17 protein-coding genes, 1 tRNA gene and 2 pseudogenes are annotated in these 18,761 nt (G+C 61.7%); 13 read left to right on the top strand and 7 right to left on the bottom strand.

Annotated features, from left to right (window positions below):
• Window positions 1–86 precede the first annotated feature (86 nt).
• From FJ548_RS04700 to FJ548_RS04665, 8 genes are all read left to right on the top strand, one after another.
• Window positions 87–1,964, top strand: a complete 1,878-nt coding sequence (locus tag FJ548_RS04700; protein WP_140777091.1) for an extracellular solute-binding protein — start codon at window positions 87–89, stop codon at window positions 1,962–1,964.
• Window positions 1,964–3,832, top strand: coding sequence for an extracellular solute-binding protein (locus tag FJ548_RS04695; RefSeq protein WP_140691266.1), 1,869 nt, complete (start codon window positions 1,964–1,966; stop codon window positions 3,830–3,832). The genes FJ548_RS04700 and FJ548_RS04695 overlap by 1 nt, the downstream gene beginning before the upstream one ends.
• Window positions 3,833–3,862: 30 nt before the next feature.
• Window positions 3,863–4,957 carry a microcin C ABC transporter permease YejB gene (locus FJ548_RS04690; protein ID WP_140691264.1) on the top strand — a complete coding sequence of 365 codons (1,095 nt, stop codon included), beginning with the start codon at window positions 3,863–3,865 and terminating at the stop codon, window positions 4,955–4,957.
• Window positions 4,957–6,102, top strand: coding sequence for an ABC transporter permease (locus FJ548_RS04685; RefSeq protein WP_140691261.1), 1,146 nt, complete (start codon window positions 4,957–4,959; stop codon window positions 6,100–6,102). Before FJ548_RS04690 ends, FJ548_RS04685 begins: the two co-directional genes overlap by 1 nt.
• Before the next feature lie 148 nt (window positions 6,103–6,250).
• A complete protein-coding gene (locus tag FJ548_RS04680) occupies window positions 6,251–6,484 on the top strand; it encodes a hypothetical protein (RefSeq protein WP_140777089.1) in 234 nt (77 codons plus the stop codon).
• Window positions 6,484–6,984 carry a PIN domain-containing protein gene (locus FJ548_RS04675; RefSeq protein WP_140777087.1) on the top strand — a complete coding sequence of 167 codons (501 nt, stop codon included), beginning with the start codon at window positions 6,484–6,486 and terminating at the stop codon, window positions 6,982–6,984. Before FJ548_RS04680 ends, FJ548_RS04675 begins: the two co-directional genes overlap by 1 nt.
• Window positions 6,981–8,609 (top strand): ABC transporter ATP-binding protein, encoded by a 1,629-nt coding sequence (locus FJ548_RS04670; protein WP_140777085.1) that lies wholly within the window; start codon window positions 6,981–6,983, stop codon window positions 8,607–8,609. The genes FJ548_RS04675 and FJ548_RS04670 overlap by 4 nt, the downstream gene beginning before the upstream one ends.
• Window positions 8,610–8,638: 29 nt before the next feature.
• Window positions 8,639–9,580 (top strand): glyoxylate/hydroxypyruvate reductase A, encoded by a 942-nt coding sequence (locus FJ548_RS04665; RefSeq protein ID WP_140691253.1) that lies wholly within the window; start codon window positions 8,639–8,641, stop codon window positions 9,578–9,580.
• Here the strand turns inward: FJ548_RS04665 and FJ548_RS04660 are convergent.
• The 5 genes and pseudogenes from FJ548_RS04660 to FJ548_RS04640 all read right to left on the bottom strand — a co-directional run bounded on the left by FJ548_RS04660 (window position 9,577) and on the right by FJ548_RS04640 (window position 12,633).
• Window positions 9,577–10,321: pseudogene (locus FJ548_RS04660) on the bottom strand (IS5 family transposase). The gene FJ548_RS04665 and the pseudogene FJ548_RS04660 overlap by 4 nt on opposite strands.
• 50 nt (window positions 10,322–10,371) lie before the next feature.
• Window positions 10,372–10,569 carry a hypothetical protein gene (locus FJ548_RS04655; RefSeq protein ID WP_140777083.1) on the bottom strand — a complete coding sequence of 66 codons (198 nt, stop codon included), beginning with the start codon at window positions 10,567–10,569 and terminating at the stop codon, window positions 10,372–10,374.
• Between the two features lie 76 nt (window positions 10,570–10,645).
• Window positions 10,646–11,171: pseudogene (locus FJ548_RS04650) on the bottom strand (AAA family ATPase).
• Window positions 11,172–11,242: 71 nt separating this feature from the next.
• Window positions 11,243–11,602 carry a hypothetical protein gene (locus FJ548_RS04645; protein WP_140777081.1) on the bottom strand — a complete coding sequence of 120 codons (360 nt, stop codon included), beginning with the start codon at window positions 11,600–11,602 and terminating at the stop codon, window positions 11,243–11,245.
• A gap of 113 nt (window positions 11,603–11,715) precedes the next feature.
• Window positions 11,716–12,633 (bottom strand): class I SAM-dependent methyltransferase, encoded by a 918-nt coding sequence (locus tag FJ548_RS04640; RefSeq protein WP_140777079.1) that lies wholly within the window; start codon window positions 12,631–12,633, stop codon window positions 11,716–11,718.
• Between the two features lie 125 nt (window positions 12,634–12,758).
• Between FJ548_RS04640 and FJ548_RS04635 the strand changes: the two genes are divergently transcribed.
• Both FJ548_RS04635 and FJ548_RS04630 read left to right on the top strand, forming a co-directional pair.
• Complete coding sequence (locus FJ548_RS04635) at window positions 12,759–13,766, top strand: ligase-associated DNA damage response exonuclease (RefSeq protein WP_140777077.1); 1,008 nt, start codon at window positions 12,759–12,761, stop codon at window positions 13,764–13,766.
• A gap of 4 nt (window positions 13,767–13,770) precedes the next feature.
• Entirely contained in the window at window positions 13,771–15,372 is a 1,602-nt protein-coding gene (locus FJ548_RS04630) for a cisplatin damage response ATP-dependent DNA ligase (protein ID WP_140777075.1), read from the top strand.
• Between the two features lie 105 nt (window positions 15,373–15,477).
• Here the strand turns inward: FJ548_RS04630 and FJ548_RS04625 are convergent, their stop codons facing one another.
• Window positions 15,478–16,602 (bottom strand): hypothetical protein, encoded by a 1,125-nt coding sequence (locus FJ548_RS04625; RefSeq protein ID WP_140777073.1) that lies wholly within the window; start codon window positions 16,600–16,602, stop codon window positions 15,478–15,480.
• Window positions 16,603–16,912: 310 nt separating this feature from the next.
• On the opposite strand from FJ548_RS04625, the gene FJ548_RS04620 reads away from it, so the two are divergent.
• Window positions 16,913–16,988 (top strand) — tRNA-Thr (locus FJ548_RS04620).
• Between the two features lie 252 nt (window positions 16,989–17,240).
• Window positions 17,241–17,558, top strand: a complete 318-nt coding sequence (locus FJ548_RS04615) for a hypothetical protein (RefSeq protein ID WP_140777071.1) — start codon at window positions 17,241–17,243, stop codon at window positions 17,556–17,558.
• Window positions 17,559–17,641: 83 nt separating this feature from the next.
• On the opposite strand, the gene FJ548_RS04610 is transcribed toward FJ548_RS04615, so the two are convergent.
• Complete coding sequence (locus FJ548_RS04610; RefSeq protein WP_140777069.1) at window positions 17,642–18,313, bottom strand: hypothetical protein; 672 nt, start codon at window positions 18,311–18,313, stop codon at window positions 17,642–17,644.
• 116 nt (window positions 18,314–18,429) lie between these two features.
• Between FJ548_RS04610 and FJ548_RS04605 the strand changes: the two genes are divergently transcribed.
• Complete coding sequence (locus tag FJ548_RS04605; protein ID WP_140777067.1) at window positions 18,430–18,612, top strand: hypothetical protein; 183 nt, start codon at window positions 18,430–18,432, stop codon at window positions 18,610–18,612.
• The last annotated feature ends 149 nt before the right edge of the window (window positions 18,613–18,761 follow it).

Raw genomic sequence — 18,761 nt, 5'->3', positions numbered from 1 at the left:
CCGGGCGATTGCGGTTTTCACGCGCGCCAAATCATCTAGGATCGCCCTTCTGGATGATCTGGCACGTATCGCGAAGAGGATGGTGCATGACGGTTGGCCGAACGTTTCTCAAGGCGCTGCTGTCGGCGGCCCTGATGGCGGCGGGGTTGCAGACGACCCGGGCCGACGAGTGGCGGACCACCTCGTCGCTGATCGGCCAATCCAAATACGGCGACAACTTCCAGCACTATGACTACGTCAACCCCACCGCGCCCAAGGGTGGCACGTTGAATTCGGTGCTGCTCGGCACCTATGACAGCTTCAACCCCTATATCGTCCAGGGATCGCCAGCGGCCGGCCTGGTGGGATTCGGTGGCGGCCTGCTCTACGACACGCTGATGGAGCAGGCGACCGATGAAGGCAGCACCAGCCATCCGCTGATCGCAGACGCCTATAAATATCCGGCCGACTATTCCTCGGCGACCTACAGGCTCGACCCGCGCGCGAAATGGCATGACGGCCAGCCGATCACCGTCGACGACGTGATCTGGTCGTTCCAGGTGCTGAAGGCGAACAGCCCGCAATACAGTCGTTATTTCGAGAACGTCACCGATGCGGTCGCGGTCTCCGACCACGAGGTCGAGTTCCATTTCAACCAGAAGGGTAACCGCGAGCTGCCGAAGATCATCGGCGATCTCGCGGTACTGCCGAAGCACTGGTGGGAAGGCACGGATGCCAACGGCAAGAAGCGCGACGTCACCAAGCCGACTCTGGAAATCCCGCTCGGCTCGGCGGCCTACAAGATCGCCAGCTTCAAGCCGGGCTCGGAAATCGTCTGGCAGCGCGTGCCGGACTATTGGGGCGCCAAACTGCCGGTGAAGATCGGCCGCGAGAATTTCGACACGCGCCGATACACCTACATCCTCGACGACAATGCCGCCTGGCTTGCCTTCACCAAGGGCGGCCTGGAAGATATCAACCGGGAATACAGCTCCCGCAAATGGGCGACGGCCTACAATTTCCCAGCCATCCAGGCCGGCGACGTCATCAAGAAGGATTTTCCAACCCAGTCGCCACAACCGATGCAGGGCTTTGTCCTCAACCAGCGGCGGCCTTTGTTCCAGGACCGGCTGGTCCGGGAGGCACTGACTATCCCGTTCGATTTCGAGAGCATGAATCGCACCTTGTTCTTCGGCTTCAATACCCGCACATCAAGCTATTTCCAGGGGACCGAACTGGCATCCAGCGGCTTGCCGCAGGGCAAGGAACTGGAAATCCTGGAAAAATATCGCGACAAGTTGCCGCCGGAACTCTTCACGCAGGAATTCAAGTTGCCCGTCTACGACTCCCCGCAAGCGGAGCGAAAGTATCTGAAGCAGGCGGTCGATCTCTTCGCCAAGACCGGCTGGGTCATCAAGGGCGGCAAGATGGTCAACACCAAGACAGGCGCGCCGTTCAAGTTCGAGATCCTCGGCTGGAATGAAACCGACCAGGTGATCGCCAGTCCCTACATCGCCAATCTGCGCAAGATCGGTGTCGATGCCTCGCTGCGCATCATCGATCAGACGCAATACATCAACCGCGTCAACAACTTCGATTTCGATGTCGTCACGGGCCTGTTCGGCCAGTCGGACTCACCCGGCAACGAGCAGCGCGATTTCTGGAGCTCGAAGGCCGCCGACGCACCTGGTTCGCGCAATCTGATGGGCATCAAGGATCCTACCGTCGACGCGCTGATCGACCGCATCATCTTCGCCACCGACCGCGATGATCTCGTCGCCGCCACCCATGCGCTCGACCGTGTCCTGCTGTGGAACTTCTACGTGGTGCCGCAATACCATCGGTCCGCGGTTTGGCTGGCCTATTGGGACAAGTTCAAGTTCCCCGACAAGCAGCCCGCCTATGTCGGTGCCGATATCGATTCGTGGTGGATCGACCTCGACAAGGAGAAGGCGCTGGCGGCCAAATACAAGGGCGGCAATTGATGGCGGCTCTTCCCCGTCGCGACTTTCTCGCGCTTGGCGCGGCTGCCGCTGCCGCGGCTCTGTTGCCCGCAAAAGCCTTCGCCGACATCGCGACAGGCATCAAACTGCATGGGCTCTCCGCCTTCGGCGATCTAAAATACAAACCGGATTTCACCCATTTCGACTATGTCAATGTCGAAGCACCGGCTGGTGGGATCTTCAACTTCGCGCCGCCGAACTGGGGCTACAACCAGGATACGCAGACCTTCAACACGCTGAACTCCTTCGTCGACAAGGGTGATGCGCCGCCGCGCATGGAGATGTGCTTCGACGGGCTGATGGTGCGCGCGCTCGACGAACCCGACGCCGTCTATGGCCAGATCGCCGACGGCGTGACGCTGTCCGACGACCGCAACGCCTTCACCTTCTCGCTTCGCCCCGAAGCGCGTTTCCATGACGGCACGCCGCTGACGGCGCAGGACGCAGCCTTCACCTTCAAGCTCTACAAGGACAAGGGCCACCCCGACCTGTCATTGTCGCTGACCCATATGGTCGATGCCGTCGCCGTCGACGACCGCACGCTGCGGCTTACCTTTTCCGGCAAGCAATCGGCCCGCACCGTGCTCAATGTCGTGGAATTCCCGATCCTGTCGAAGGCCTTCTACACGGCCAATCCGTTCGACTCCTCGCAGTTGTACCCGCCGCTCGGCTCTGGCGCCTACAAGGTCGGGCGCTTCTCCGCCGGCGCCTGGATCGAATATGACCGGGTGGCGGACTATTGGGGCCGCGACCTCCCGGTCAATCGCGGGCAGAACAATTTCGACCGCATCCGCATCGAGTTCTACCAGAACCGCACGGCCGGTTTCGAAGCCTTCAAGAAAGGCGAAATCACCTATCGCGAGGAATTCACCTCGCGCGTCTGGGCGACCGCCTACGACTTTCCAGCCCTGACCGCCGGCAAGGTCGTCAAGCACGAATTCCCCGCCGAAAAGCGGCCGACGATGCAGGGAACGGCGGTCAACCAGCGGCGCGAACAGTTTCGCGATCCGCGCGTGCGCCAGGCGATCGCGCTCTGCTTCGATTTCGAATGGACGCGGCGCAATTTCTTCTACGGCTCCTACGAGCGTTCGCAATCCTGCTTCGAGAAATCCGACTTCCGTGCCGAAGGCCTGCCATCGCCGCAGGAGTTGGCCCTGCTGGAGCCGTTGCGCAGCCAGCTTCCAGCCGAAGTCTTCGGCGAGGCGGTGACGCAGCCCGCGTCCGACGGCTCCGGCCGCGACCGCAAGCTGCTTGGCCAGGCGGCAAAGCTTCTCAACGCGGCGGGCTGGAAGCGGACGGGCGATTTCGTCGTCAACGACAAGGGCGGCAGGCTTTCGGCGGAATTCATGGTCGACGACGATACCTTCGTGCAGGTCTATTCGCCCTGGGTCGCCAACATGAAGGCGATCGGCATCGATGCCACGATCCGGCTGGTGGATTCGGCGCAATACCAGGCGAGACAGGCGACATTCGATTTCGATCTTCTGTCGGCCGCTTTCTCGTTCAGCGCCACGCCGACGCGCGACGATCTCGAAGTCTTCTTCCACTCCAGAACCGCCAACCTTTCCGGTTCGCGCAACCTGCCAGGCGTTTCAAACCCCGCTATAGACACGCTGATCGACGCGATTGGGGCAGCCAAGGACCGTGAAAGCCTGACGGTCGCGATGCGGGCGCTCGACCGGGTCTTGCGCGCGCGGTGCGATTGGATTCCTAGTTGGTTCCTGGCGAATCACCGAAGCGCCTATTGGGACATGTTCGGCTTTCCCGAGCAGAAGCCCGATTTCGGTTTTCCGGTGGAGGCGCTGTGGTGGGTCGATAAAGGCAAGGCGGCAAAAATTGGCAAAGGCTGAGATATCAGTCCAAAGAGGGCAGGAAGCCTGATGGGCGCCTATATCCTGCGCCGCATCCTTTTGATGATCCCGACCCTGTTCGGCATCATGGCGATCTCCTTCGCCGTCATCCAGTTCGCGCCGGGCGGCCCGGTCGAACAGGTCATCGCCAAGCTGACCAACCAGGGCGGCAGCGACCGCCTCGGCGGCGGTGGCGGCGATGCGGGCGGTTCCAATTTCGACGCCGCAGGCGACGTCGGCTCGAAATATCGCGGCGCCCAGGGGCTCGATCCAGAATTCATCAAGAAGCTCGAGAAGCAGTTCGGCTTCGACAAGCCGCCGCTCGAGCGCTTCGGCATGATGCTCTGGAACTATGCCCGTTTCGACTTCGGCAACAGCTATTTCCGCGATATTTCGGTGCTCAACCTGATCCTTGAGAAAATGCCCGTTTCGATTTCGATCGGACTTTGGATAACGCTGCTGTCCTACCTGATCTCAATCCCGCTCGGCATTCGCAAGGCGGTCAAGGACGGCAGCCCGTTCGACGTCTGGACCAGCGGCGTCGTCATTGTCGGCTATGCCATTCCAGGCTTCCTGTTCGGCATCCTGTTGATGGTGCTATTTGCCGGCGGATCCTTCTGGGACTGGTTCCCGCTGCGCGGCATCGTCTCGGACAATTGGGATCAATTGTCATGGCCGGGCAAGATCGTCGACTATTTCTGGCACATGACCCTGCCGCTGACGGCGCTGGTGCTGTCGGCCTTCGCCACGACGACGCTGCTCACCAAGAACTCGTTCCTGGAGGAAATCCGCAAGCAGTATGTGGTGACCGCGCGCGCCAAGGGCCTGTCGGAAAGGCAGGTGCTTTACGGCCACGTGTTCCGCAATGCCATGCTGATCGTCATCGCCGGTTTTCCCGGCGCCTTCATCTCGGCCTTCTTCACCGGGTCGCTGCTGATCGAGAACATCTTTTCGCTCGACGGCCTTGGTCTGCTCGGCTTCAGGTCGGTGGTCGAGCGTGACTATCCGGTGGTGTTCGCCAACCTCTACATCTTCTCGCTTCTTGGACTGTTCATCGGATTGCTGTCCGACCTCATCTACACCTGGGTCGATCCGCGCATCGATTTCGAGCGGAGAGACGTCTGATGTCGGAGGCAAGCGTTACTGCCGGCGCGGTGCCGGTGCGGATCCCACGGCCGTTTCTGTCGCCGCTCAACAAGCGCCGCTTGCAGAATTTCAAGGCCAACCGGCGCGGCTTCTGGTCGTTGTGGATTTTCCTGATCCTGTTCGTGCTGTCGCTGTTTGCTGAATTCATCGCCAACGACAAACCGATCATCGCCTCCTACAAGGGCGAAATCCTGTTTCCGGTGCTGGTGGCCTATCCGGAAGAAAAGTTCGGCGGCTTCTACGCCGTCACCGACTATCGCGATCCGGTGATCCAGGACGAGATCAACGCCAATGGCTGGATGGTCTGGCCGCCGATCCGCTACTCCTACCAGACCGTCAACAACGCCATTCCCGAAGCCGCGCCCGCCAGACCTTCGTGGCAATATGACGCCAAGACGCGCTGCAACCAGTATCCGAAAGGGGCTGATGATCCTGCCTGCATCGTCGGCAACTGGAACTGGCTGGGCACCGACGACCAGGCGCGCGACGTGTTGGCGCGCGTCATTTACGGTTTCCGCATTTCGGTGCTGTTCGGCCTGATCCTGACCGCAGGGTCGGCCTTGATCGGCGTCGGAGCCGGTGCCGTGCAGGGCTATTTCGGCGGCTGGACGGATCTGCTGTTCCAACGCTTCATCGAAATCTGGTCGGCCATACCCGTGCTCTATCTGCTGCTCATAATCGCCGCCATTCTGCCGCCGGGCTTCTTCATCCTGCTCGGCCTGATGCTGCTGTTCTCCTGGGTGGCGCTGGTCGGCGTGGTGCGGGCCGAGTTCCTGCGCGCCCGCAACTTCGAATATGTGAACGCGGCGCGGGCCCTCGGCGTGCCCAACCGCACCATCATGTTCCGGCATCTGCTGCCCAATGCCATGGTGGCGACATTGACTTTCCTGCCCTTCCTGCTCTCGGGCTCGATCTCGACGCTGACCTCGCTCGACTATCTCGGCTTCGGTCTGCCGCCCGGCTCGGCCTCGCTCGGCGAACTACTGAAACAGGCACAGCGCAACCTCAACGCGCCGTGGCTCGGCATTTCCGGTTTCGTCGTCATCTCGCTGATGCTGTCGCTGCTGGTCTTCGCCGGCGAGGCGACGCGCGACGCCTTCGATCCGCGCAAGACGTTCAAATGAGGGGCAAACTGGCATTCGGAATGTTATATTCTCGGTGTGGCAATTCGCATAAAAGTGGCCGTATGCGTCAATTGGCGAAACGATTGGTGGCTGTGACCAGCGCATCACAAATGGCAGCCACGCCGCACACCCATGAGAGGACCTCGCTATGAATAAGGTCATCCTTGAGCATTATCCGGCATCGAAACTCCCCGATGAATTGCGATCGGGTATAGCCTTGGGTGCCTCGGTCACGGTTACTATAGAAGAGGAAGCCAAAAGGCCTCTCGGCCGCGAACAATTGCTTGAACTTATGCAAAATGCTCAGGCCAGCGCGCCGGGAACGAGCCTCGAAGAGGCTGTCGCACGCGTTCGTGCCCTCCGTGATGAGTGGGAGGATTGATGGCCGCCTTCCGGCTTTATATCGATACGAACATTTTCATCTACGCTTTTGAAAACAATGATGCACTCGCAAAAAAGCTGCTTCAGCTCATTTCATTGAACGGGGATAGACAGCAGCCTTTCCTCGCGACAAGCGAGATCGTGCTGGCGGAATTGATGGTTGACCCTCTGAAAAAAGGCAACGAGTCGCTTGTCGAGCTCTATGACAATATTTCGATTGGCAACGCCTTTGTCTTGGTCGGGACGGTAACTCGCGAGGTTCTGTGGCACGCGGCACAGCTCCGTTCGAAATTCGTTTCTCTCAGGCTACCGGATGCGATTCACCTTGCCACGGCCATGCACTTCGGCTGCACGCAATTCCTGACTGCCGATACCAGGTTGAAAGATGCCTATTCTCTCGCGCCAGATCGACTCGTTCCTCCTCAATTGACAGCGGAAATTTCGATCATGCGACCGGAGATTTCCGCCTTGGACAAAGCTATCGCGGAAATCGAGGGATGAGTGCTCCCCTGCTCAGCGTACAGGACCTCACCGTCGCCTTCAGCCAAGGCGGCGGCCAGTCCGTCGCCGTCGACCATATCTCCTTCGATATCGCCAAGGGCGAGACTGTGGCGCTGGTCGGCGAATCCGGCTCCGGCAAGTCGGTCTCGGCGCTGTCGGTGCTGAAGCTGCTGCCCTATCCCAGCGCCAGCCATCCCTCGGGCAAGATCCTGTTCCAGGGCGCCGACCTGCTGGCGATGAACGAGAAGCAGTTGCGCCAGGTGCGCGGCAACAAGATCACCATGATCTTCCAGGAACCGATGACCTCGCTCAATCCGCTGCATACGATCGAGCAGCAGATCGTCGAGATCCTGAAACTGCACCAGGGCATGGCCGACCGCCCGGCCAAGGCGCGCACGCTTGCGCTGCTCAACGAGGTCGGCATCCGCGATCCGCAGAAGCGGCTCGACGCCTATCCGCACCAGCTGTCTGGCGGCCAGCGCCAGCGCGTCATGATCGCCATGGCGCTGGCCAACGAACCGGAACTCCTGATCGCTGACGAGCCGACGACGGCTCTCGACGTCACCGTCCAGGCGCAGATCCTGGAACTGCTGGCCGGTCTCAAGAGCCGCAAGGGCATGTCGATGCTGTTCATCACCCACGATCTCGGCATCGTGCGCAAGATCGCCGACCGGGTCTGCGTGATGACCAAGGGCAAGATCGTCGAGACGGGAACGACCGAGGACATCTTCGCCAACCCCCAGCACCCCTATACGCGTCACCTCCTGGCCGCCGAGCCAAAGGGCAAGCCGCCGGCCGCCAATGCCGGCGCCAAGGCGGTGATGACGGGCAAGGACATCAAGGTTTGGTTTCCGATCAAACAGGGCTTCTTTCGCCGCACGGTCGATCATGTGAAGGCGGTCGACGGCATCGACGTCACCGTACGCGCCGGCCAGACGCTGGGCGTGGTCGGCGAATCCGGATCGGGCAAGACGACGCTCGGCCTGGCGCTGGCGCGCATGATCTCCTCGACCGGAACCATCCAGTTCAACGGACGCGACATCAACCAGCTCACCTTCAACGCCATGAGGCCGCTCAGGCGGGAATTGCAGATCGTCTTCCAGGACCCGTTCGGCTCGCTCAGCCCGCGCATGTCGATCGCCGAGATCATCGAGGAAGGCCTGAAGATTCACGAGCCGAAACTCTCAGCCGACCAGCGCGACGACAAGGTGGCCGCCGTGCTGAAGGAGGTCGGCCTCGATCCAGCGACCCGCAACCGCTATCCGCACGAGTTTTCCGGCGGCCAGCGCCAGCGTGTCGCGATCGCACGCGCCATGGTGCTCAACCCGCGTTTCGTCATGCTGGATGAGCCGACATCGGCGCTCGACATGAGCGTGCAGGCACAGGTCGTCGACCTCTTGCGCAGCCTGCAGGCCAAGCACGACCTCGCCTATCTCTTCATCAGCCATGACCTTAAGGTCATCCGGGCGCTGGCCAACGACGTCATCGTCATGCGCAACGGCCAGATCGTCGAAGCCGGTCCTTCCGAACAGATTTTTGGAAAGCCGCAAACGGACTATACTCGGGCGCTCATCTCGGCCGCTTTCAAGATAGAGACGGCGCCAACCGGCATCGTCAGCGAGTGATTGGCACAAAAGGGACTAGACGAACCACGATGGAAAAAGGCCGCATCCTGCTTGCCGTCACCGGCTTTCATCCGCAGCGCTGGCGCGACCTGTTGTCGGCCGAGCGCGAGGTGGTGCTGGAGCCGGATGGCGCCAAGGATCCATCGATCACCTATGCGGTTGTGTGGAAGCAGAAGCCGAATATCCTGGCGTCGCTGCCCAATCTGCGCGCCATTTTCTCGATCGGCGCCGGCGTCGACCATATCTTCGCCGATCCCGGCCTGCCCGATGTGCCGATCGTCAGGGTCGTCGCCGACAACCTCACCCAATACATGACCGAATATGTCGTCTGGCGGGTGCTCGACCATCATCGTCAGGGCCTGCTCTACCGATCGCAGCAGCCGAAGAAGATCTGGCACGAGGCGCAGCAACGGCCGGCCGAGGACATTTCCGTCGGCATTATGGGGCTGGGCAATCTCGGCCGCGCCGCGGCCTCGGTGCTTCTGTCGCTCGGCTTCGCGGTCAATGGCTGGTCGCGCACCGACCGGCCCATGCAAGGGGTCGCGACCTATTGCGGCGAGGCCGGATTGGTCCCGTTCCTCAAGGCGACCGATATACTGGTCGTGCTTCTGCCGCTGACGCCGGACACGCAGGGTATCATCGACTACAGCCTGCTGAAGGAACTGAGGAAACGCAACGGCCTCGGCGGCTCGGTGCTGATCAACGCCGGACGCGGCCGCTTGCAGAAGGACACCGACATCGTGCGGGCGCTGGACGACGGCACGCTGAAGGAGGCGAGCCTCGACGTCTTCGAGGTCGAGCCGCTGCCGAAGACCAGCCCACTGTGGAAGCATCCGAAAGTGTTCGTCACGCCGCACGCCGCGGCGACCTCCGATCCGGTCCACCTGGCGCCGATCATGCTGCGCCAGATGGACGCCTTCGAGCGCGGCGAAAAGCTGGAGAATCTGGTCGACCGCAAGGCGGGCTACTAGGCCGTAGACTCATAAGCGCGCAGCAACAGACGCATTGAAGCAAGCTGGACCATGGCGAGGAAGTTGGCAGCGAGCTTATCGTAGCGGGTGGCGACGCGGCGGAAGTGCTTAAGTTTGGAGAAGAACCGTTCGATCAGGTTGCGCTCGCGGTAGAGCCGCTTGCTGAAGCAGGGCTTCCACTTTCGATTGCTCTTCGGCGGGATGTTGGGCATGGCGCCTTGGTCTTGGATCATCTCCCGGATGCAATCGGCATCATAGGCCTTTCCGCCAGCACGATCGTGCTCGGGCCGAGATGATCGAGCAGCGTGTCGGCGATCTGCCCGTCGTTTGGCCGGCGGTCAAGCCGAGCCGGATCGGGAGGCCTTGCGCGTCGACGACGACGTGGATCTTGGTCGTGAGCCCGCCTCGGCTGCGACCGAGACAATGATCCGGACCCCCTTTTGCCGTTGCGGCCTGCTGGTGGGCGCGAACGGAGGTGCTGTCGATCATCTGGATGTTGCCGTCATGCGCGGCGGTGAGGGCGTTCATCAGCCGGCCCCAGACGCCTGCCTTTCGCCATCGCACGAAGCGGTTGTAGCAGGTCGTGCGCGGACCATAGCGCTCTGGCAGATCGCGCCACGGCGCCCCGGATTGCAGTACCCAGAAGATGCCGTTCAGCACGCGGTGATCATCAACGCGCGGAAGGCCTCGCGGTTTGTTGGGCAGCAGCGGCTTGATTACGCGCCACTCGAAGTCGGTCAAGTCGGCTCATGCCGACTTTGAATCAGACCATCTGGGAAAGTCCCATCCGATCAGTAGCCATACATTTTCGGGTTGGCCAGCACAGCATTGACTGTCAGATGCGGCTCGGAAACTTCAACCTGTTCCAGTAACGCGATCATCATGTTCCGATCTCGCCGTCGGGCCGCTGCGTCCCACCGGTCGAGAATGCCAACATGGAACAGCCGCTCGTTGACTGTCATGCCAGCTAATTCATCCGGTTCACTCATCGGCGAAGCTTTGCACAGCAAGGTTCATTCCGCCAGATTTATGGGTTCACGGCCTAGATCTAGCCAGAGAGGACCCTCATATGGCTAGGCTCCACTGCTGAAAGCATGCCTTGATCGTCCGCAGCGATGACAGTTGCACCTTTGGCAGATCGAGCTGCTCGAACATTGCCCGGTATCGTTCGCGATTTTTCGGCGTGGTCACGGCAATGTGGTGGATCATATCCCATTTAACGCTGTCGCGCCCGCTGCAAGGCACCGCGCCTCTCCTTCTCGAACAGCGTCCGCCTGATATAGCGCAGCAGGCTTGCAGACGTGGAGATGTCCAGCAGGATCAATCCCGTCGCCCGCTGAAGGCGTTGCGGCATGCCGACCGCGTAATTTCCGTCCATCACCCAACGCTCACCGGCGATTGCGGCGTCATGCAAGGCAATGAATTCGTCCTTCGGGCGCGCTTCCCAATCCGTGTTCGGAAGGTGATAGAGTTGATCGAGGTGAATGGGCCTCAGATCACGCTTGCGGGCAATCGCGACGGCAAGGGTCGACTTGCCGCTGTTGGACGGCCCCAGAACGCATATGCGGTCTCCAAGGTCCGAGAGATTCATCCGATCGTGCCCTCGCCAGGACGTAACCCGCTGCCTGCGACAAATTCGCGACCAATAGCCGATTCGCATCTTTAGCCAGGCAGGGCGAGCTTCTTCTGCTTGTCCGGCTTGCCGCAGTCGCGGCGGTCGATGGACCGGTTCATGGCGTCGATCTCGCCTGACGCCTTGTCGCTGTCGCGCTGGGCCTTGGAGCGTATATCGGGCGTGAACGGGCCGAAGCCCATGGCGGGATTGGAGAAGGTCGGCTTCGCGGTCGTCGAAAGGTTGTGTTGCTGCGCCAACCCATTGCGCTGCGCCAGCAGTTGATCGCATGGCACGCTGTCATACTGCAGCGAGGACTGGATGTTGGCGTCCTGGCGCGCCGACATCGAATTGCCCACGCAGCCGGCCGTCGCCAGGCAAGATGCCAAGACCATCATGTTCCAGCGCATCTGATATGCTCCTCCAGATATCCCGCCCTGATGCGACCAGATCGCAAATATCAGTCGCGCACGCAAATCCGACTTTTTCGCAGCGGCGTCGCCGCATGACGACCATCCGCACGTCATGCGGTGTGACCTTTTCGGGCCACGACAGCCAGCCCGTTGACGGGCTGGCGGCGATCCTGCCGGATGGTTGTCGGTTTTAGCGTCAGGATCGAAAACCCATTGGCCTCGAGTATGCGCCTGACATAGCTGTCCGAGTGTGCATAGCGCCGGGAGGGTTGCAGAGCGAAATCGCCGCCATCCACCAGGCTCTCGACCGAGAAGACAAACAGGCCACCGTCGGCGAGCAGGCCGGCGACTGTCCCCACCATGCCCTCCAGCGCGCCGATGTAGATCAGAACATCGGCTGACGTCACCAGATCGGCGTTCTCGCCTGGATAGAAAAATCGCTGCAGATCCGCTTTGGTCAGCGCGTCATAAATGCCTTTTGCCCGCGCTTTCCTCAACATGCTGGCGGAGATGTCGACTCCTTCTAGCCGGTCGACGATCGGTCTCAGCCTCTCGCCCATCAGACCGGTGCCGCAGCCGAGGTCGAGCGCCAGGCGGAAGCGCCCCGGCCTTGCCTGGCGGATGATCGTGTCGAACACATCGGGCAGCCTATAGTCGAGCTTGCCGACCAACATCTCCTCGAATGTCTCGGCGTAATGATCGAAAAGCGTTTCGACAAAGGCGCTGGGGGGCGCGGTGGCAACCGGTCCCCTGCCGATCAACTGCAATTTGAGGGCCGCGCCCTGGCGATCGGCGGGATCCAGTTTCAGCGATGTCGTCCAGGCCTGCGCCGCGAGGTCAGGCCTCCCGGCGGCTTCCTGCATCTCGCCAAGGCGAAACCAGCCCATGGCCCATTGCGGCGCCAGTTCCAGCGCACCAAGCAGCAGTTCGGCCGCCTCGGCGTGATCGCCCGAGGCAAAGAGCATCTCGGCATAGTCGGCACGACGATCGGCGTTCAAATCGCCCGATGAGGTCTGGAGTGGCTTCATAGTGATAGCGGGTTCCGCCGGCCGAGGCAGCCGGGCCGCCACCTCTGTAAAGCAAAGCATGCCTGGGAGTCAGCAGTCTCCGGCAGCGGGCTTCCCGAAGCGGAATTATATCCTATCTTGGGACGATGCGCGCCAGCGACCTGCTTTGCCCCCGGCCCGAAGGCCTGTACTGCCCGCCGGGCGATTTCTTCATCGATCCGGTGCGGCCGGTGAACCGCGCGCTGATCACGCACGGCCATTCCGACCATGCGCGCTCGGGCCACCGCTCGGTGCTGGCGACGCAGCAGACGCTCGACATAATGGGCCTGCGCTATGGCGAGGATTTTGCGGGAACGACCCAGGTGGCACCGCTCGGCGAGACGATCATCCTCGACGGCGTCGGCGTCAGCTTCCATCCGGCCGGCCATGTGCTGGGCTCGGCGCAGATCTCCGTAGAACATCAGGGCACGCGCATCGTCGCTTCCGGCGACTACAAGCGTCAGAAGGATGCGACCTGCGCGCCGTTCGAGCCGATCCGCTGCGACGTGTTCATCACCGAGGCGACCTTCGGCCTGCCGGTGTTTCGCCATCCGCCCGACACCGAAGAGATCGCCCGCCTTTTGAAATCGGCGGCGCAGTTTCCCGAACGCTCGCATCTGGTCGGCGCCTATGCGCTGGGCAAGGCGCAGCGCGTGATGCGGCTGTTGCGCGATGCCGGCTACGACAGGCCGCTCTACATCCATGGCGCGCTGGCCAGGCTCAGCGACTACTACCGGAGCCAGGGCATCGACCTGGGAACGCTGGAACCGGCGACGGTGGAAGGCGGCAGGCAAGACTTCGCCGGAGCCATCGTGGTCGGCCCGCCAGCGGCCTTCGCCGACCGCTGGGCGCGGCGCTTCCCCGATCCGATCTCGTGCTTCGCGTCGGGCTGGATGCGCATCCGCCAGCGCGCCAAGCAAGGCGGCGTCGAACTGCCGCTGATCATATCGGACCATGCCGACTGGGACGAGCTGACCGCGACCATCAAGGAGACCGGCGCCGACGAGGTCTGGGTCACGCATGGCCGCGAGGAAGCGCTGGTGCGCTGGTGCGAACTCGAAGGCATCGCCGCCCGGCCGCTGCATCTGGTGGGCTATGAGGACGAGGGCGATTGACGGCATGAACCGCTTCGCCGAACTCCTCGACCGCCTGGTGCTGACCCCGTCGCGCAACGGCAAGCTCACTTTGCTCACCGACTATTTCCGCAGCGTCGAGGATCCCGATCGCGGCCTGGCGCTGGCCGCCATCACCGGCGATCTCAACATCGCCGCGGTTAAACCGGCGATGCTGCGCATGCTGGTCACAGAACGCATGGACCCTGTGCTGTTCGGCTATTCCTACGACTATGTCGGAGATCTCGCCGAGACAGTGTCGCTGGTCTGGCCGCAGGCCCCTGGCAAAATCCCGAACCGCGAGCCGACGCTCGGCGAGGTCGTGGCCAAACTGCAGGCGGCGAGCCGGTCCGACGGACCCAAGATCCTGGCGGGGCTGCTCGACAGCGCCGGCATCTCGGCGCGCTTCGCCATCATCAAGCTGGTCACTGGAGGCCTGCGCATCGGCGTTTCGGCGCGGCTCGCCAAACAGGCGCTGGCGGATTTCGGCAAGGTCGATGTCGCCGAGATCGAGGAGTTGTGGCACGGCCTGTCGCCGCCCTACACAGCGCTGTTCGCCTGGCTGGAGGGCAAGGCCGACAAGCCGCGGAACACGGCGATGGCGCTGTTCCGCCCGGTCATGCTGTCGAACCCGGTCGGGGACGGTGATCTCGAAAAGCTCGACCCCGCCGATTATGCGGCCGAATGGAAATGGGACGGCATCCGCGTCCAGGCGGTGGCGGAAGGCGGCAGCCGCCGGCTTTATTCGCGTACGGGCGACGATGTCTCCGGCGCTTTTCCCGATCTTGCCGAAGCCATGGATTTTTCCGCTGCGCTCGACGGCGAATTGCTGGTCGGCGATCCCCGAGAGGCGACGGGGACCTTCTCGGACCTGCAGCAGCGGCTGAACCGCAAGACGGTGACACCGAAGATGCAGCAGCAATATCCGGCCTTCATGCGCTGCTATGACGTGCTGCAGATCGGCGCCGAGGATTTGCGCGCACTGCCCTTCCGCGAGCGGCGCGGCCGCCTTGAGGCTTTCGTAAAAACGCTCGATCCGGCCCGATTCGATCTGTCGCCCTTCGTCGAGTTCACGGATTGGCAGGTGCTGGAGGATCTGCGCCGGGCGCCGCCGCATCCGATCATCGAGGGCGTGATGCTGAAGCGCTGGGATTCGCCCTATGTCGCCGGCCGGCCCAAAGGCCCGTGGTTTAAATGGAAGCGCGATCCGCACACGGTCGACGCCGTGCTGATGTATGCCCAGCGCGGCCACGGCAAGCGGTCGAGCTTCTACTCGGACTACACGTTCGGCGTCTGGTCAGGAACCGAGGGCGAGGAGGAACTGGTGCCGGTCGGCAAGGCCTATTTCGGCTTCACCGACGAGGAACTCAGGCAGATCGACAAATATGTCCGCGACAACACGGTCGAGCGTTTTGGGCCGGTGCGATCGGTGCGGGCCGACCGCGACAATGGGTTGGTGCTGGAGGTGGCGTTCGAGGGGCTTAACCGCTCGACCCGGCACAAATCGGGCGTCGCCATGCGCTTTCCCCGCATCTCACGGCTGCGCTGGGACAAGCCGGCCAACGAGGCCGACCGCATCGAGACGCTGCAGGCACTGCTCGACCGCTAGGGCAATTCCAGCGTGCAGCCGCTTCCCACCCGGAATTACCCAAAGCAACGAGTTAGAGCGGGTCAACGATTCCATCAAACGCTGAACCGCTCTAACTGCTCGCAACTACGGTTCGATCGACACGCGGATCTCGTAGATGTTGACCGCCTTGCCTTGTTTGTCGAAATCGGAATTGACGGCGATGGTTCCGGCCGAGCCCGGATGCTTGTTGGGGAACTGCACGTCGAACAGATATTCGTTGCGCTGCTGGCCGACCGCGTAGCGCTTGCGGCCGCAGTCGCCGAGCTCGCCGAAATTGCAGTCGACGGAGATCTGCGTGTCCTTACCGTCCTCGGCACGGGCGATGATGTCGAACACGGCATGCTTGCCGGCGAGCCTCTCCAGCACGCCCTGCCCGACGTCGAAGGCGATCGCCGAGCCAGAGGCGCCGGACTGGATGCGCAGGAATGAGCCGGTGTCGTCCTTCATAACCTCTGCCTTGGCGTCCGAGGGGGCGGCGACATGTGTCGGGTCGTTCGGTGAGAACACATCGATCCAGTCACGCGACTGGTCCGGCGCGCCCGGCTTTGCCGGCGCGTTGGCGCCGTCGGCCGGCGTGAAATCGTCGCCCTCGACGGTCGGCGGCGCCTCCGGCGGCGCTGTATTGAGCTGCGCCGCCGTCTTGAACACGCCGGTCTGCATGGCGAAAAACAGGCCGATGCCGATTGCCGCAAGCAGGGTCACCGTGAAGAAGATCGCGGTCAGCGGCAGGCGTCGTCCGCGAATGCGCCTTTCATCGCGGTCCGGCGCCACTTCGGTCGCGGCTCCCGGCGCGGCGGAGGCTGCGATGTCGATAGCATCCGGCATGATGTCGGGAACGACCGGCAGCACGCGCGAGCGCGCCGCGTCGGATGCCGGGTGCACAGGCCCGTCCACGGTGACGGCGGGCGATGGCGCCTTCTGTCCCGTCTCGACCGCCGGTGCTACGCCGGCCGCAGGCCCGGCCGCCGGTGCGTCGATCTGCGGGGCGACGTCCGGCACCGCCGGCAGGTATTCGGATTCGATTTCGGTGATCTTCGCCTGGATCGCCTTGCGGCGCTTGATGGCGGCTTCCACGGTCACGCCGGGATTGGCCTGGAGCGCGCGGTCGAGCGCGGCAAAGGCCGACCGGTAGACCCTCTCGCGGAACGCGCGGTCTTCGGCGTTGCCCTTCTCCAAGGCGTTCCGGATCGCTTTTTCGATCGCGTCCAAGCGAGATCCCTCTGCAAATTGTCCAATCCTGCGTGATGGTTAGCCGCAGGCGACCAATCAATCAACGGGCGGACGGCCGCATTCTGCCTCGACAGCCTATCCAAAGTCCATCTTGGCGATGTTCCGGCAAACAAAATCGGGCCCTGCCGGCGATTTTCTCGCGCAAGGACGGGCAAACCGTGCCGCAAGACCGATCCAAGGCCGGCTTTCGATCCTGGCGGAAGCCCGTGCAGAATTGCCAAGTCGCATCTTGAATTCGCAGCCGGTTGAGGCTATCACCCAGCCCATCTTGGAGGCCTTGGCCTCCCGGGCCGCTTTAGCTCAGTTGGTAGAGCACATCATTCGTAATGATGGGGTCAGGTGTTCGAGTCACCTAAGCGGCACCAAAAATTCCCTGCAAACAGAATCGCTTGCACTGGATTCGCTCGCAGAACCTTATTTGGGTTTGGGGCCAAATAAGGAAAATCGGCGGTTGACTCCGTGACCGGTTATCAGTTTGATGCCAAGTGAGCTTACTCGGCTCGTTCTCCAGTTTTTCAGTTCTGGGGCGGAAGCGCAGGTGCCAAAAGGCCTGCAAGTCCGCTGCGGTGCGTCGTGTTGCGGACTCCGTTCCAGACGCACCACGGAGAACCAAGCTCATGAAAGAGCAAACACTTGAACTCACCGTTCCGGCGGAGGCGCTGGACCAGTCCACCACCCTCGTATTCGATTACGACGATGGCTCTCATAGAGAGCACCAGATGAGAGTGGTGGATCGACTTCCAGGGTGCGACGGTCGTGTCGCCCGGGTTGATTTGGACACAGGGGAAGTGCTTTTCGTCCCCGGTCTGGATCTCTATGACGGTGAGAAAGCATCGCATCACGAGCGCCGGCTACGGCGTATGAGCCGTGAGTTCAGAGCATGGAAACGCCGGCATGGTGTCGAAGACGTGAATTTGAACGTCTCGGTTCACTAACCTTCACGGAAAGGCGGCCAAAGCCGTCGCCTGTAGCGCGATAAGAGTGCGCGTCGCCCCAAGTGTGCGGGCGGCGCGAACGGTCAGTGTTTACCGCAGCTAAGGAAACTCAAACCCTCCGAGTACCAGGCGGTAAGAACCGAACAGAGATTGCGTCGCGGATTTATGATCTGCCTGCATGTATCGTTGATGTCACTGTTCATTTTGTCGATGCGTGCCGAAATTATATCGGGCTCCTCGAAGCCCTCCCAAAATACGCTTTCCGCCTTGTGCATCTGCTCAAGGTGCTTTGCGAATTGGCTCTCCGTCATCGGTTTGCCTTGCTGGGGCCAAACCCGCGCCAGAGTCCTCGACGCAATTATGATTTCATCGACAATATTTTTGAGTTCAGAAAAAGGTGCTGCCGCTTCCTTCCCGAAGTGAAGCTCGAATCGGTACCTGATCGCCATTAGCTTCGAAAAAACGTCCGTTCTTTTGTTGTATCTCTCGATGGCGACAAACGCTTGGTCTAGGAGCTGGCTTTGCGCCTCGGTTTCATTGCTCGCGCGCGATCGCGAGGAGCCTTCACCGCCGAAGCCTGCGGGTGACCGGATATATGTGAAGGCAGACCGCGCCTCGGCAAATCCCTCGACGGCTTGTTCGGCCAAGTCAAATTGGCGTTGGCCTTTCATTGTCCGCCGCCAAGCACCTATGCCCAAAACGACCGAGAATGCGGCGATGATCACCGAAACAGTCTGCAGAATGCTACCCAACATGATGCTTACCCCTCTCAAGAACCCGGAATGAAGTAAGGTTGAGAGCTAAGGTTTTCAACGGTAGGGCGTCGAGAACTACCAGTCGCGCTGTAAGCCGAATCTGTTAGAGTTAGGGAATGGGCAAGAAAGCCAAGCACGTGAAGGCTGATATCGACAGCGAGGAAAATCGCCAACTCGTGATCGAAGCAGACTTCTATGCTCGCAAATGCGGTCTAACCCGAGACGAAGCGATTAAAATCATCATCAGCGCCAAACGACGCTTTGAGGGAAGGCCGGGGAAGAAAGACCGTGGCCGATAGGCTGGCAAACCCGTGCCTTGACCCCGGAGCCGACGCGCGGGCGGTCGTCAGTGCCGCGCCTTCGACAGACGATCGCTGAAAAACCCAGCAGAGGGGGCGGACGGCTTGCCACGCCACGCCGCTCCCTCTTCGCCTTCCACCAACCGTGC

The organism is Mesorhizobium sp. B2-4-17, from assembly GCF_006441275.1.
In the GTDB taxonomy this organism is placed as follows: Bacteria; Pseudomonadota; Alphaproteobacteria; order Rhizobiales; family Rhizobiaceae; genus Mesorhizobium.
Note: the sequence above shows the minus strand (reverse complement) of the source record. Positions and strands in the feature narration are given on the sequence as shown.